Source organism: Ferdinandcohnia sp. Marseille-Q9671 (assembly GCF_976954385.1).
In genome coordinates this window covers 822982-838169 of record NZ_CDRJTA010000004.1, presented here as the reverse complement: position 1 = coordinate 838169, position 15188 = coordinate 822982, and the positions used below count along the sequence as shown (strand labels likewise).

Genomic DNA, 15188 nt, shown 5'->3' with positions numbered 1-15188 from the left:
TCACTAGATTTATTCATGGTGTCAGGTAAGTTTTTATAGGGAATCACATAACGCAAACAGGCACCCAAAATAGGTGCCTGTTCGTTAATGGAGTTGGTCTTGTTCAGATATGTCGCTTAACGCGTCTCCCGCGCTTTCATCGGAAGTCGTATTTGTGGCCAAATCTCCTAAAGAGACGATCCCAACTAACTGATCATTCTCTACAACAGGTAAACGTCTAATTTGATGCTTAGACATGAGCTGAGATGCTTCATCAAGCGATGTATCGGGTGAACATGTTATCAGGTTTTCGCTCATAACATTTGTAACCTGGTTTGATCCTGGTCTTTTTTCAGCAATACCACGCACGACCAAATCTCTGTCTGTTATCATTCCAATTAACTTATTATTATCTAGGATCGGAATCGCCCCAACATCTAAATCCTTCATTTTAACAGCAACCTCATATACATTATCAAGTGGTGTACAATACTCAACATCTGTACTCATTACGTCACGAACAGATTCCATAATATCCTCCTTCCATCTTCATTACTTACCAATAAACATCTGTGTCCAGTAATGCCTTTTTGAACCGCCTTCCGCATAACCTACACCAATATGCGTAACATCCTGTTTAAGAATATTTGCACGATGTCCTGGACTATTCATCCACGCATTTACTACTTCCTGTGGAGTTCTTTGACCTGCAGCAATATTTTCAGCAGCTGTTCTGTACGTTATGCCAAAGTTTCGCATCATTGTAAATGGAGAACCGTAAGTCGGTGAAGTATGTTCAAAATAATTACGGTCTCGCATATCAACAGATTTATAACGCGCTACTCTAGATAGCTCCCAATCAGCCTTTAGTGCTGGCAAACCATGCTTTGCTCTTTGTTGATTGGTTAAAGAAATTACCTGATTCTCAATACTTTTTACATTATCCAGAATTGGAATGGTAACCTTTTGCCCAGGATAGATAAGATGCGGATTAGGAAATTGTGGGTTTGTCTGTATAATTTCAGACAGTCCGATCTGATATCGTACGGCAATCTTCCACAAAGAATCACCAGGCTGCACGGTGTATGTAGTTGTACCTTGTCCATTTGCAATAAGTGGACTACATAATACGAATAAAAAGCATACAAAGCTTAAAAGAATTTTTTTCATTTTGCTCCTCCTTTCTCCATTAGTTTGACCAATACATCCAATCAAATGCGCCCTAAGCGCATAGTCTGGAGAATTTTTTAAACTGTATTAAAAACTTCTTTTTAAATAAGTGGTTCCTATAAATTATCCACATTTAGTAAGCCAACAGTAAATGAGTATGTCTCTACCTGGTATGATTATTTTTACAAATAATTATTTATTTTTAGTGACATATTAATGTCAAACGTTGCAACTTCCATCTTTTCGTACTATTATTATACTGAGAACATATAAATCGTATTGACGGTTTTGGAGGGAATTTTAAATGAGATTTGAAAAAACGGGGATTGAAAATGTAACGATCGAATTGCCAAGATTAACTGATATAATGAGATCGGAAGGATTTATCCTTGCTGGACAATGGGATTACGAAAGAATTACATATGATCGTAAGTTTGAAATTAAAGGTGAGATTTTCTACCTTCGCGTACAAGGATATGCTGTTGAAGGTGTAGTTGAAGAAAATGCTACTGATGCAGTAATCAAATTGCTTACTCCATTCGTAGGAAAATACTATTACCCACATGGTGTGGAATATGGTGAAGATGAAAACTTCCCGAACTCACTTATCGAACAATGTAATCGTATCCTAGCAAAAGTAAAAGAAAATCTTGATGCAGTTGTAAACGCATAAGTTCAATAACGCAAAAAGGGAAACCTAGGGTTTCCCTTTTTTTACGGTGCAGGTGTTAGGCCCTCGACTTTAATTGTTAGACTAGAGAGGCTTATACCTGTCATTGCTTTAATTTCATTTAAGATTGCCGACTGCAAAATTTCGCATGTTTTAAAAATTTCCATCCCATACTCAACTGCAATTTTCACTTCAATACCAATTTGTTCGTCTTCTTCGATTACGGTAATTCCATTTCTATGGTAATATCGATTTAATATACCTGAAACGCCATCCTTTAATCCTGAAACAATATTTACCCCTTCCATTTCCTTTGCACAAATGGATGCAATCATCGCTAATACATCGTTCTTTATATAAAGAGAGCCATTATTTAATGCCTTTCTAACCAACCCAACCACACTCCTTCTTAATCTCATATACCTGTTGTTATATTAACTTATGCTAGAAGAAAAAATTGGGCACTAGTCTAGAAAATTTTTTTTAAAATGTACATGCATTTAGTAAAGGCTCCATATCCATCATGAAAATAATAAGAAACTCTCAAATTGTCATTTATATTACCTTACGAAGCTCCCATGTTAAAAATCTACCATCCTTCTTTGTACATCTCATTCCAAGTTTTTCAAAGAGCTGAATGGACTGATAATTGCTATCACTACATTCCATTAATACTTTTTTTGCATCAGCCTGTGTAATTAACCAATCAATTAAAGCATCAACTGCTTCATACGTTAGGCTGGTTTTCTGATATTCACGATTCATGGTATACGTTAATTGAACATTTCCTTTCTTATCAGGCTTACCTTGCAGATAAATATCACCTATTATCCGTTTTTCCGCATAATTAATGATTAGCCACAGTCCCCAACCATAATGACTTTCATCCTTTTCAAGTTTTTCTATATAAAACGGAAGAATACCTGTAATTAATGGTGAAGGCCAATTGGTTGGAATCGTTATAGGTGATCGCTTTTCAAGTTCTGTGCGATGGAATATTAATGATTTTGCGATATCCAAGGAACAAGGTACCAATAATAAGTTTTCTGTAAAGATTTCAATCATCCTTAACACTCCCTTCTACCTATATTGAAGTAAAATGTGTTAATGCAATTTAATAATCCTATCAAATGCGGCTTGGTGTATTTGTGCTAGAAAAAACCCGTGGCATCTGCCGGTGGCTATACCTTTATTAATGGGGTATCCCCAGTGAATAAAAGTATACTTGATGAAACCCTATCTACATTCATGTGAAACTACATACAAAATAAAAAGGTGCTCTAGAATATTGTATTCTAGAACACCTTATACATATTACACCCAATCATATTTAGACTTTTACCTTAGAACCCTAGTATTGCTTTAAACATGGATGTTGTTTCCCCACCCTTATAAAAAACGTACAATAATAAATACACGGCAACACCAGTAAGAGCTGAAAAGAACCAAATAATACTCGTTATCGGGCCAATCTTACGATGCTTTGCAATCTTATCTTTATAGCCAAGATATAACGTGACAATTCCAAATATTGCTCCTATTGTAGCTAACGTTATATGAAAAACTAAAAAGATAGTATAGTAAATCTTGATATCGTCTGGTCCACCAAATGATGTATTCCCAATAAATATGGTTCTTGACATATAAATAATGAAGAAGATTAAAGCAAAAATCGCTGCAAGTGTCATCGTTTTTTTATGTGCGGCAATATTCTTCTTTTTTATAAAATACCAACCGATTGCAACAGTTACTGCACTAAGAAAAATAAAAATGGTACTAATTGTAGGCAGAATTGGTAGATTAAAATTCATGGTTACCCTCTCTCATAAAACTTCTTTATTAGTTTGTTTGTGGTTCAAGCAATTGTTCATCAAGCTTATCTTGTTCACGTTCTTTACGTACCCATTCAAAGAATACTATACTTAGCAATACTGCATATACAATTTCTTGGATAATCTTCATTATTACTCCACCTGTACGTTGATCTTCAAGCGCTGGCATAAAGTTGAACATTTCTGGACCAGTTAACGTTATACCAGAAAGCATAGATGCTGGTACACAAAGTTCTAACGCATTAACCCAAGCCCCCATCTCAGTATAGGTTGCATACAAAGCAGTTTCAGAGAAAATAATGAGTGCACATGCGGGTGTTAATAACATTCCATCCGCAAAGATATAACCTACCTTTTTGAGTCCACTCAACGTATCCCATTCCTCTAATTTATTAAGTAATGGCCACCACATTAAAAGTGAGAAAATAAAAATAACTATCGTAGTTACAGCATGAATAATCATGCTTGTTTTAACAAAATCAAAAATTAGTGGAATATGGTAGAACGAAAATAATCCATTAAACATAACTAATGCGATTAGTGGCTTTGTAAGAAATGTAAAAATCGGTTTAATTAAGGCCGCATTTATAATTTTCCTCCATAGCCAATTCGGTAATCCTACGATTAATAATGGCGGTACCACTAAATATAGAAGAGCCATTTGTGTCATATGCGCACTAAAAATGATATGACCTAATAAATCGATCGGGCTCCCTTTACAAATATATAGTAGGATCATTCCTAACACAAAAAACAATTTTGTCTTTATAGACGTAGGTTCAGATTGGGCAAAACGATGTCGCCATGGACCAACAATCATAAAATAAAGAACAGTAATGATTAATAAAGAAAGAAAAAAGTATGGACTCCAAAGTGCCCGAAATCCAAATATATCAATAGTCATTAAACCTTCACCCCACTGAAATAAAATAACTTGCATATTTGCTCACGTTTTCACTATAGTTTGCTTTGCCTAATTATAGTTAGATAAAAAATTCATGCAACACCGGAGCTGTTTTCTATAACCATCAGAAATTCACTTCCACTAAATGATTAGCTTTGTTCCGTTCATCCTAACACTAAAAAATTTTTGCTCTAATAAAGGAATTTAGGAATAAACATTATACACATATTATTAATTATACCCCTAGGGTAATAGCCATGCAAACAAACCATTATGAACATTTAGTGTCAAAAATAACAAACAAGCAAGCTATTCAGACTGCGTTGGAACAGGATCTTCATGTAGTTCCTAACCTTTGTGATAGACACTATTTATTTGACGAGATGTAGGTATTTCAAATAGTTCTAGAATTCTAAAAAAATAAAAGAAAGCCGGCTTTACGCCGACTTTCTGTTTTCCTTACCACCAAATAATTGTCATGAAGCATAAGACTGTAATTGCAGCAATTAATACTCCCGAAAACAAGAACATTTTTGGTGCTTCATGACCCTTATGATTCATATGCATGAAGTAATACAATTGTAAAATTACTTGAATTACTGCCAATAGCAGGATAAATGGTACTACAAACCATGGTGAAAAATCACCATATCCAACTGCTATAAAGGCAATAATAGTAAGAAAAATCATTAAAGCGAAAGAAATGACATGATGTTTCATTTCTTCAGCGCTTTTTCTTTTACGATACGCTAAATCAACATTAGGGTTACCTGAATTTGAATTATTTGTCGCCATCAGTTTATCCCACCATTCCCATTAAGTATACAACAGTAAAGATGAACACCCAAACTACGTCGATAAAGTGCCAGTAAAGACTTGCAACATAAAACTTAGGTGCATTATAAAGATCTAACCCACGATTCGCATTACGAATCATGATAGTAAGGATCCAAAATAGCCCAAATAATACGTGAGCACCGTGTGTTCCTACAAGAACATAGAATGCAGAACCAAATGCACTACTTTGAATCGTATGCTCTAAATGTACATAATGATTAAACTCATAGATTTCTAATCCTAGGAATGCTGCACCAAGAAGTACAGTTAAGCCTAACCAAAGTTGCATCTTTTTAAAGTTGAAATTTTTCATGTGATACATTGCGTACACACTAGTTAGCGAACTTGTTAAAAGAATCATTGTCATAGCAAAAGCTAATGGTATTTCAAACAAATCCTGTGAAGATGGACCTGTTCCATGGTTATTTTTTAATGCTAGGTAAGTAGCAAATAATGAAGCGAAAAGAACCGTTTCGCCTCCTAGGAACAACCAAAAACCTATAAATTTATTTTTCCCTTCAAGGGTTGCTTTTTCAGGCTCTGCAGGAAAAGTTTCAGCTGTAAATTTTTCTTCAACATGCATTATGCCTTAACCCCCTTATCATTATCATCAACTAATTCTTCTTTGTGAATATGATATCCATGATCATCTTTAACTGAACGTAGGAACATGGAACCAAATGTGATAATCGCACCAATGATGATTGCAGCAATATCCCATGACTTTTCAGTATAAAATAGGAATCCAAACGCTGCTACGAATAAACCTAATGAAATCGTGAATGGTAAGAATGAACTATTAGGCATATGGATATCCCCTAGTGGTTCAGCAGGTGTCATACCTTTTTTACCTTGCATTTTCTCAATCCATAATGCGTCTAAACCACGAACCAATGGTAATTGCTTAAAGTTATACTCTGGAGGTGGTGATGAGATTGCCCATTCAAGAGTACGTCCATCTCCCCATGCATCAGCTTCAGCTTTTGGTCCATTAATAGATGTCTTCACAATATTATATAGAAGAACAAGTACTCCAACTGCCATAAATGCAGCGCCAATTGAACTGATTAAGTTTCCAAGTTCCCACCCATGATTTGGTAAGAATGTGAATACACGACGAGGCATACCCATTAATCCAAGGAAATGTTGGATAAAGAACGTTAAATGGAAACCAATTAAGAATAACCAGAATGTTACTTTACCTAAAGTATCATTTAACATTCTCCCAAACATTTTAGGCCACCAATAATGTGTCCCTGCTAATACTGCTAATACTACCCCACCAACAATTACATAGTGGAAGTGAGCAACTACGAAATAAGAATCATGATACTGATAATCTGCAGGTGCAGATGCTAACATAACCCCTGTTACTCCACCCATGATGAATGATGGAATAAAAGCAGCCGCATATAACATTGGTGTAGTGAAGTGGATTGATCCACCCCAGATTGTAAAGATCCAGTTAAAGATTTTAATACCTGTTGGAACGGCAATTGCCATTGTTGCAACAGCGAAAATCGCATTTGCAATTGGTCCTAATCCAGTTGTGAACATGTGGTGAGCCCAAACCATGAATCCTAAGAACCCAATTAGTACAGTTGCGAAAACCATTGATGAATATCCAAATAGGCGTTTTCTTGAGAATGTAGAGAAAATCTCAGAGAAAATTCCGAATGCTGGAAGAATTAAGATATAAACCTCTGGATGACCGAAAATCCAGAATAAATGCTCCCAAATAATTGTATTTCCTCCCAATACTGGGTTGAAAAACGCAGTTTCAAAGATACGGTCAAACATCATTAGCAGTAGCCCTACAGTTAATGGAGGGAATGCGAATAAAATTAGTGCTGATGCAACAAATGTAGTCCATGTAAATAATGGCATACGCATGTAAGTCATTCCAGGTGCTCTCATTGTAATGATGGTCGCTAAGAAGTTAATACCACCAATCAATGTCCCAATACCTGAAATTTGGAGACCTAGAACATAGAAATCTATACCGTGTCCCTCTGAATGTAATGCAAGTGATGCATAAGAAGTCCAACCTGCATCAGGTGCACCACTATCTGGTCCACCTATGAACCAACTTAGATTTAAGAATACTCCTCCGAAGAAAAACAACCAAAATCCTAATGCGTTAACAAATGGGAATGCTACGTCACGAGCTCCAATTTGGAGTGGCATGACAGCATTCATAAATCCAAGTAAGAGTGGCATCGCTGCCAGGAAAATCATTGTTGTACCGTGCATGGTTATCATTTCATTAAATAAACCAGCACTTACGAAGTTATTGTCCGGTACAGCAAGCTGTATACGGATAATAAGGGCTTCTATTCCTCCGACGAGGAAGAAAAAGCCACCTGCCATTAAATAAAGTTTAGCTATTTTTTTATGGTCAACTGTTGTTAAATAATCCCATAAAGTAGCGCCAAACCCTTTTTTCTGAGCTAACGTACTCACTGTGTGACCTCCTTATTCAGTTCTAAAACATTATTCTTCAATTTTTAGTCCCATTAAATATTCAGCTAAAGCGTCTAAATCTTCCTCACTTAAACCTTTATTATCATAAGTACCTGACATTTGGTTACCTGGCTTAATAGTTTCAGGATCCTTTATCCAAGCCTTTAGATTTTCTTCGCTGAATTCTAATTTACCAGCAATACTTGAACGTTCTCCAAAATTAGCTAAGTTAGGAGCATTTCGTTCCATTTCGCCAGGATTAACAGCATGACAAGCAATACAGCTGTTAGCGTTAAATACTTCTTCTCCAGCTCTCGCTAAATCTGATGCTGGTTCAGGTTTTTCTTGGTCCTTTGCAGCAACCATGTTATCAACCCACTGGTCAAACTCAGCTCTTGGAAGTGGTTTTACCTTGAAGTCCATTAATGCATGTGATGGTCCACAAAGCTCTGCACACTTACCATAGAATAAGCCGCCAGCTTCTTCTGTTTTTTCTGAATCAAACTCTAACCAGAACTTGTTAACATTTTCTGTATTAGTGTCCATCTTACCCCCAACTGCAGGAATCCAAAATGAGTGCTTTACATCATTAGCCTTGAGGTTGAAATAGACCTTTTCATCCATTGGAACAACAAGTTCTTGTGCAGTTGAAATAGCATGGTCAGGATATTCAAACTCCCACCAATATAAATTTGCATAAACATCAATTACAACTGCGTCTTCATCTCTTGTACCTTCTTCCATTGCTCTTACATCAGCTAATTCAAATGTAGCGGATACAGTTGGAACTGCAAGAACTAAAAGTAAAAGAATTGGGATAACAGTCCAGATCACTTCTAAAGTGTGATTTCCTTCTACCTGCTTAGGTATCTTGTTTTCGTCACCCTTTTTACGTCTGAATTTCACAATAGAGATAACAAAGATAACTCCAACCACTGCCATAACGATTACCATGATTACTGTAGCTAAAATCATTAAATCGTATTGCAATTGTGCAACTTCACCTGATGGACGAAGTGCAGAAACGAATGGTTCCCCACACCCTGCTAACAGTAGCGCCATGAAACTAAACAGTGTAAACATGCGCATGTTTGGTAGCCATTTTTTCATAGCTTAATCAAACCCCTCTTTCAAGATATATTTAATAATAATATTAAATCCTTCTAACATAGTTAGAAGAATTAATTATATTTTGAAACCCGCTTATATCAACGTAACGATTATCATTGCAACAAACATAATCGTCAAGTAGTTTAACGAGTAAACAAACATTAGTTTTGCCCATTTGATATCATCTTTCATCTTAAAGCCTCTAATACCTAACACCAACCATCCAAGGTTTAAAAGAGTTGCTAGTATAACAAAAGGAATACCTAATGGATACATATAAAATGGAAGTGGCAGTAAACAAATAACCCAAATGACTATTTGTCTTTTTGTCATTGCAAATCCGTGTACAACGGGAAGCATTGGTACCCCTGCTGCACGATATTCCTCCACTCGCCTCATTGCAAGTGATAAAAAATGTGGAGGCTGCCAAATAAACATAATTAAAAACAAGAGCCATGCTATTAAATGTAGTTTAGGATCAATAGCTGCCCAACCAATTAGTGGGGGCACAGCCCCAGATATACTTCCGATAACGGTATTTATTGTATATCTACGTTTTGACCACATGGTGTATAGAAAAACATATGAAAAGACTCCAATTAAACCAATTACTGCAGCAGTAATAGTTGTTAATAGTAGGAATCCGGTTCCTATTAGTATGAGTATTAAACCCATTCCTAAAACATGAATTGGATTAATTCTCCCTGTAACGGTTGGACGTACTTTTGTACGTTCCATAGCATGATCAATATCTCTATCATAGTAATTATTAATCGCACAAGACCCGGCAATTACTAATGCCGAACCAATAAGCGTATAAAGAACGATGTCTAACTCTTGCAAAAAGCTTTGGCCGGTAAAATGAAGCGCAAGCCAGACACCCGTAAACGTAGTAATTAAATTGGAATTTACAATCCCAATTTTTATCAGTTCAAGAAAATCCTTATATGCTGTGGTTTTATATTCTTGATCACGATTTTTTTCATTTTGTAACTTTTCATCTGCACTAAGTACAGACCTTGTCGTAGCCATCGTGTAGCCTCCTTAAACTTATCCACCCATACTTTTGTGTAAATCATGATGAAACAAAAAGTTACATCTTTACTCATTTATCTATAGTAAGTAGTCGTTTGCGAATCTTATTTCCATTTTGCACTAATATCAATCTTAAAAAACGCTCTTCCAAAAAATAAAGCGTTTTCTAGTCTTGAGGTATGTAAAAATATACTTCCATACTTTTTATCGGTTTGGTATGTGGATAGTATAAATTATATTAAAAAATACCCTTTCTGTATATTAAATCACATTTTTTAGTTTTTTTGTGAACATTTTGTTAATAAATTATGACTATTTTGTGACCTGAAAAAAGATAGGATAGATCTGTAAATACTATTACCACTATAATAATAGTGTTAACCTAACAAGTATGTAAGGTGGTTATTTGAAAAATCTTATCCCCCTATCTATTTCTAGCAAACTCCTTCATAATATTCAACCTTTTTTACTATAATAAAATTATTTTTTTCATTTTCTGGTGGTTGTAAAGAATGCATAAATTGTGTAATATCGATAGGAATGTGTTTCTTTGAAATTTATCTATTTATTGGGTATGATGAATATCGTAGAAATGTACTATAAGAATAACTATATAAGTTTTATTACGGTAAGAAGGTGATGTCTTGAGCCGTCCACTAAAATGGCTATCAGTATTAACAACGATCGGTATGCTATTTGTACTTATCGGGGGTGCACTTGTAACTAAAACAGAATCAGGTGCTGGTTGCGGGGATTCATGGCCGCTTTGTCATGGTAAGTTAATCCCAGAGGAAATTACTTTTGAGTTAGTTATTGAACTCAGTCATAGAGTTGTTTCAGGTGTAGTTGGTATTTTAGTTCTAGTATTATCAATATGGGCTTGGAAAGCAATTGGCCATATTAGAGAAACAAAGTTTTTATCATTCATCTCATTCTTTTTCCTTGTTTTACAGGGATTAATCGGGGCAGCAGCTGTTATGTGGGGACAATCTGATGTTGTACTTGCACTACATTTTGGCATTTCGCTCATTTCATTTGCATCAGTATTATTACTAACATTACTGATCTTTGAAGTAGATAAGAAATTTGATGCTGATTCTCTTGTAATTGACAAAAAGCTGCGGATACAATTTTACTCATTGACGATATATAGCTTAATTGTTGTCTATTCTGGGGCATTGGTTAGACATGTAGGTGCTTCCCTAGCTTGTCCTGACTGGCCAGTTTGTACGTACAATAATATAGGCCTACCTACTCAGATGCATGAGTGGGTTCAAATGGGACATCGTGCCTTGGCCGGTGGAATATTTATTTGGGTTTTACTTTTAACTATTCATATTATCAAGCACTATAAGACTGAAAAGGTGTTATACAATGGATGGTTAATAGCTTTAGGTCTTGTTTCAGTACAAGTAATTTCTGGTGCTGTTATTGTATTCTCTAGACTTAATTTATTTATTTCTTTAGCACATGCCTTGTTTATCGCTTGCTTATTTGGTGTATTTAGTTACTTTATTCTTTTATCATCTAGAAGTAAGAAAAATGAAATAGCCCTACAAGCAAAAACAGAGGGTTCGAATGATGAACAGGTTCAACCAAATCAAACAATTACAGTTCAATAAAGTAAAAAATAACCCAAGGATTGCTAGGGTTATTTTTTTTGCGCATCAGGAAACCCCGAAGATTTATCTTCAGGGCTTTACTAATTAATTATTTTGTTAGTTCAAGTAATAAATCACCTGTTTGTATAGCTTCACCATTAGAAACATGTATATCTTTTACAACACCTGTGAATGGTGCCTGAACAGTTGTTTCCATCTTCATAGCTTCAGTAATCATTAAGTGATCACCTTTGTTAACTTTGTCACCCTTGGAGACTAACACTTTAATAACCGTCCCCGGCATGGTAGCACCAATGTGATTTTGATTCTCACGATCAGCCTTATGTTTAGCTACGACTGTTGACTTAATACTTGCATCCTTTACAATTACCTCACGCGGTTGACCATTTAATTCAAAATAAACAACTCTTGTAGCGTCTGCTTGTGGTTCACCAATTGAAACAAGCTTGACGATCAGTGTCTTCCCTTGCTCAATCTCTACTTCAATTTCTTCACCTAGTCTCATTCCATAAAGGAAAGTTGGAGTGTCTAGCATTGAAATGTCACCGAACTGCTCAAACATCTTCTGATAATCCAAGAATACCTTTGGATAAAGAGCGTATGAAATCATTTCTTGCTTACTCACATTATTACGATGAAGACTATGAGTTAAGGTATCTTTTATTTCATCAAAATTAACTGACTCTAGTAATTCTCCAGGTCGAACTGTTAATGGCTCACGGCCTTTTAAAATAATACGTTGCAGTTCTCTTGGGAAACCACCATGTGGTTGACCTAAATATCCTTCAAATAACTCAACTACTGAGTCAGGGAAATCTAGCGTTTCTCCTCTTTCATAGATATCGTCTTCAGTAAGGTTGTTTTGTACCATATAGAGTGCCATATCACCAACTACTTTAGAAGATGGAGTTACCTTAACGACATCACCGAACATATCATTTACACGTCGATACATTTCCTTAACATCTTCCCACTTTTCACCAAGTCCAACTGCTTTAGCTTGTTGCTGTAGATTGCTGTATTGACCACCTGGCATTTCGTGTCTATATACTTCGGTATGTGGTGAGTTCATGCCGCTTTCAAAATCTTGATAATATCTTCTAACACCTTCCCAATAACGTGCAAGCTCTTCATATGCACTTACTGAAAGTTGCGGTTTTCTATCATTCTCTTCTAATGCATATAATAGTGTATTGGCACTAGGCTGAGATGTTAAACCAGCCATAGAGCTTACAGCTACATCAACAATATCTACACCCGCTTCAATCGCTTTCGCATAAGTGAATATTCCATTTCCGCTTGTATCATGTGTGTGTAAATGAATAGGAATTGATACAGTTTCTTTAAGCGCTGATACTAAAGTATAGGCTGCCTGTGGTTTTAGTAACCCAGCCATATCTTTAATACCTAATAAATGTGCGCCGGATTGCTCCAGTTCTCTAGCAAGGTCTTTATAGTATTGTAAATCGTATTTTGTACGTGTTGGGTCGCTTATATCACCTGTGTAACAGATTGCAGCTTCGGCAATTTTTCCATTATTTCTTACAGAGTCAATTGCAAGTGACATCCCTTTTACCCAGTTTAAGCTATCAAAGATACGGAAAACATCAATACCTGCTTCTGCCGATTCTTTTACAAATTCTCTAATGAGATTATCAGGATAGTTTTTATAACCCACTGCGTTTGAAGCTCTTAATAACATCTGGAACAAAATATTAGGTGATTGCTTACGCAATGTTTTTAAACGGTCCCAAGGATCCTCATTTAAGAATCTATATGCAACGTCAAACGTTGCCCCTCCCCACATTTCTAGAGAGAATAACTCCGGTAACAATCTTGCAGTTGGATCTGCAATATGTTTAATATCAGTTGTTCTAAATCTTGTCGCCAATAATGATTGGTGGGCATCACGGAATGTAGTATCAGTGAAAAGTACTTGTTTTTGTTCTTTGACCCAATTAACGACTCCTTCAGGACCATATTGATCTAAGATTTGCTTTGTTCCTGCTGGAACTGGCTCATTGTGTCTTACCTTAGGGATAAATGGCTTGTCAAAAACAGGCTTCCTTTTCTTCTCTACACCTGGAAAACCGTTAACTGTAACCGTTCCAATATAGGATAGCATTTTTGTTCCACGGTCTTTAGGCTTAGGGAAAATGAAAAGTTCTGGTGAAGAATCAATAAAGGATGTATCGTATTCTCCTGATAAAAACTTCTCATGCCTAACTACATTTTCTAAAAATGGAATATTTGTTTTAATTCCACGGATTCTGAATTCCTTCAAGTTTCTGACCATTTTGGATGCAGCATGTTCAAATGTCAGTGCCTGTGTCGATAGTTTTACTAGTAGTGAATCATAATATGGTGTAATAACAGCACCTGTAAATCCATTTCCTGTATCAAGACGGACTCCAAATCCTCCACCACTTCTATATGCACTAATCTTTCCTGTGTCAGGCATAAAGTTATTTAATGGGTCTTCCGTTGTCACACGAGATTGAATCGCATAACCGTGAGTTTTAATGTCTTCTTGTGCAGGAATACCAACTTTATTACTGTGTAAAGAATGTCCTTCAGCTACTAAAATTTGCGTTTGAACAATATCAATTCCAGTAATCATTTCAGTAATCGTATGTTCCACCTGAACACGTGGATTTACTTCAATGAAGTAAAACTCATTATTAGAAACTAAGAATTCAACAGTTCCAGCATTAACATACTCTACTTTTTTCATCAACTTTACTGCAGCATCACAAATATCTTGGCGTAATTGCTCTGGTAAAGATACGCTTGGAGCAACCTCGACGACTTTTTGATGTCGTCTTTGAACGGAGCAATCGCGTTCATAAAGATGAACTATATTACCATCTACGTCCCCAATGATTTGAACTTCAATATGCTTTGGATTTTCAATAAGCTTTTCAATATAAACTTCATCATTACCGAAAGCAGCCTTAGCTTCAGACTTTGCACGTTCAAACGACTCTTTCAACCCAGCCTTGCTTCGGACAATTCGCATTCCACGTCCGCCACCACCAAGAGAAGCCTTTATAATAACTGGATAGCCGTGTTCTTCTCCAAAGCGAACAGCTTCTTCTAAACTTTTTAAAGGTCCATCGCTTCCCGGAATTACCGGAATTTCAGCTAACTCTGCTTGGTGTCTAGCTTTCACTTTATCCCCAAACATATCTAAATGCGTAGATGTTGGTCCAATAAAAACAATTCCTTCTTCTTCACATCTTCTTGCGAAATCGATATTTTCAGATAAGAATCCATATCCTGGATGGATAGCATCCACACCATTTTCCTTTGCGATTTCAATAATACCCTCAATGTCTAAGTAGGCATCAATTGGCTTTTTTCCTTCTCCGACTAGATAGGCCTCATCCGCTTTATAGCGATGGAATGAGCCAACATCTTCCTTTGAATAGATCGCTACTGTACGGATATTTAATTCAGTACAAGCTCTAAAAACCCGTATTGCGATTTCTCCTCGGTTTGCTACTAGTACCTTCTCGATGCGCTTATTCATATGTATCCCCCTTTTATGATTTGCGTTTATAAGT

13 protein-coding genes and 1 pseudogene are annotated in these 15188 nt (G+C 36.1%); 2 read left to right on the top strand and 12 right to left on the bottom strand.

The window, feature by feature from the left end; all coding sequences use genetic code 11:
• Window positions 1-84: 84 nt before the first annotated feature.
• Together ACWNMY_RS19405 and safA are read right to left on the bottom strand one after the other, a co-directional pair.
• Complete coding sequence (locus ACWNMY_RS19405; RefSeq protein ID WP_449539891.1) at window positions 85-510, bottom strand: CBS domain-containing protein; 426 nt, start codon at window positions 508-510, stop codon at window positions 85-87.
• 21 nt (window positions 511-531) lie between these two features.
• Window positions 532-1149: a SafA/ExsA family spore coat assembly protein gene (gene safA, locus ACWNMY_RS19400; protein WP_449539890.1), complete on the bottom strand. Its 618-nt coding sequence runs from the start codon at window positions 1147-1149 to the stop codon at window positions 532-534.
• A gap of 304 nt (window positions 1150-1453) precedes the next feature.
• Between safA and ACWNMY_RS19395 the strand changes: the two genes are divergently transcribed.
• A complete protein-coding gene (locus ACWNMY_RS19395) occupies window positions 1454-1822 on the top strand; it encodes a YugN family protein (RefSeq protein WP_449539889.1) in 369 nt (122 codons plus the stop codon).
• 41 nt (window positions 1823-1863) lie between these two features.
• On the opposite strand, the gene ACWNMY_RS19390 is transcribed toward ACWNMY_RS19395, so the two are convergent.
• The 9 genes and pseudogenes from ACWNMY_RS19390 to cyoE all read right to left on the bottom strand — a co-directional run.
• The gene (locus tag ACWNMY_RS19390) at window positions 1864-2211 is read right to left on the bottom strand and encodes an Asp23/Gls24 family envelope stress response protein (RefSeq protein ID WP_449539888.1); all 348 of its coding nucleotides are present in this window, start codon (window positions 2209-2211) and stop codon (window positions 1864-1866) included.
• Window positions 2212-2374: 163 nt separating this feature from the next.
• Window positions 2375-2884, bottom strand: a complete 510-nt coding sequence (locus ACWNMY_RS19385; RefSeq protein ID WP_449539887.1) for a GNAT family N-acetyltransferase — start codon at window positions 2882-2884, stop codon at window positions 2375-2377.
• 278 nt (window positions 2885-3162) lie between these two features.
• Window positions 3163-3630 (bottom strand): DUF420 domain-containing protein, encoded by a 468-nt coding sequence (locus ACWNMY_RS19380; protein WP_449539886.1) that lies wholly within the window; start codon window positions 3628-3630, stop codon window positions 3163-3165.
• Between the two features lie 28 nt (window positions 3631-3658).
• A complete protein-coding gene (ctaG, locus tag ACWNMY_RS19375) occupies window positions 3659-4555 on the bottom strand; it encodes a cytochrome c oxidase assembly factor CtaG (protein WP_449539885.1) in 897 nt (298 codons plus the stop codon).
• A gap of 459 nt (window positions 4556-5014) precedes the next feature.
• Window positions 5015-5350, bottom strand: coding sequence for a cytochrome c oxidase subunit IVB (gene ctaF, locus ACWNMY_RS19370; protein ID WP_449539884.1), 336 nt, complete (start codon window positions 5348-5350; stop codon window positions 5015-5017).
• A gap of 4 nt (window positions 5351-5354) precedes the next feature.
• Window positions 5355-5975 (bottom strand): cytochrome (ubi)quinol oxidase subunit III, encoded by a 621-nt coding sequence (locus tag ACWNMY_RS19365; RefSeq protein WP_449539883.1) that lies wholly within the window; start codon window positions 5973-5975, stop codon window positions 5355-5357.
• Complete coding sequence (gene ctaD / locus ACWNMY_RS19360; protein ID WP_449539882.1) at window positions 5975-7855, bottom strand: cytochrome c oxidase subunit I; 1881 nt, start codon at window positions 7853-7855, stop codon at window positions 5975-5977. Before ctaD ends, ACWNMY_RS19365 begins: the two co-directional genes overlap by 1 nt.
• Before the next feature lie 30 nt (window positions 7856-7885).
• Window positions 7886-8965: a cytochrome c oxidase subunit II gene (gene coxB, locus ACWNMY_RS19355; RefSeq protein WP_449539881.1), complete on the bottom strand. Its 1080-nt coding sequence runs from the start codon at window positions 8963-8965 to the stop codon at window positions 7886-7888.
• 93 nt (window positions 8966-9058) lie between these two features.
• Window positions 9059-9913 (bottom strand): annotated as a pseudogene (gene cyoE, locus ACWNMY_RS19350) (heme o synthase); the annotation flags it as partial.
• Between the two features lie 731 nt (window positions 9914-10644).
• On the opposite strand from cyoE, the gene ACWNMY_RS19345 reads away from it, so the two are divergent.
• Complete coding sequence (locus ACWNMY_RS19345; RefSeq protein WP_449539880.1) at window positions 10645-11622, top strand: COX15/CtaA family protein; 978 nt, start codon at window positions 10645-10647, stop codon at window positions 11620-11622.
• An 88-nt stretch (window positions 11623-11710) separates the two neighbouring features.
• Here ACWNMY_RS19345 and pyc read toward each other — a convergent pair whose 3' ends face one another.
• The gene (pyc, locus tag ACWNMY_RS19340; RefSeq protein ID WP_449539879.1) at window positions 11711-15154 is read right to left on the bottom strand and encodes a pyruvate carboxylase; all 3444 of its coding nucleotides are present in this window, start codon (window positions 15152-15154) and stop codon (window positions 11711-11713) included.
• Window positions 15155-15188: the final 34 nt, after the last annotated feature.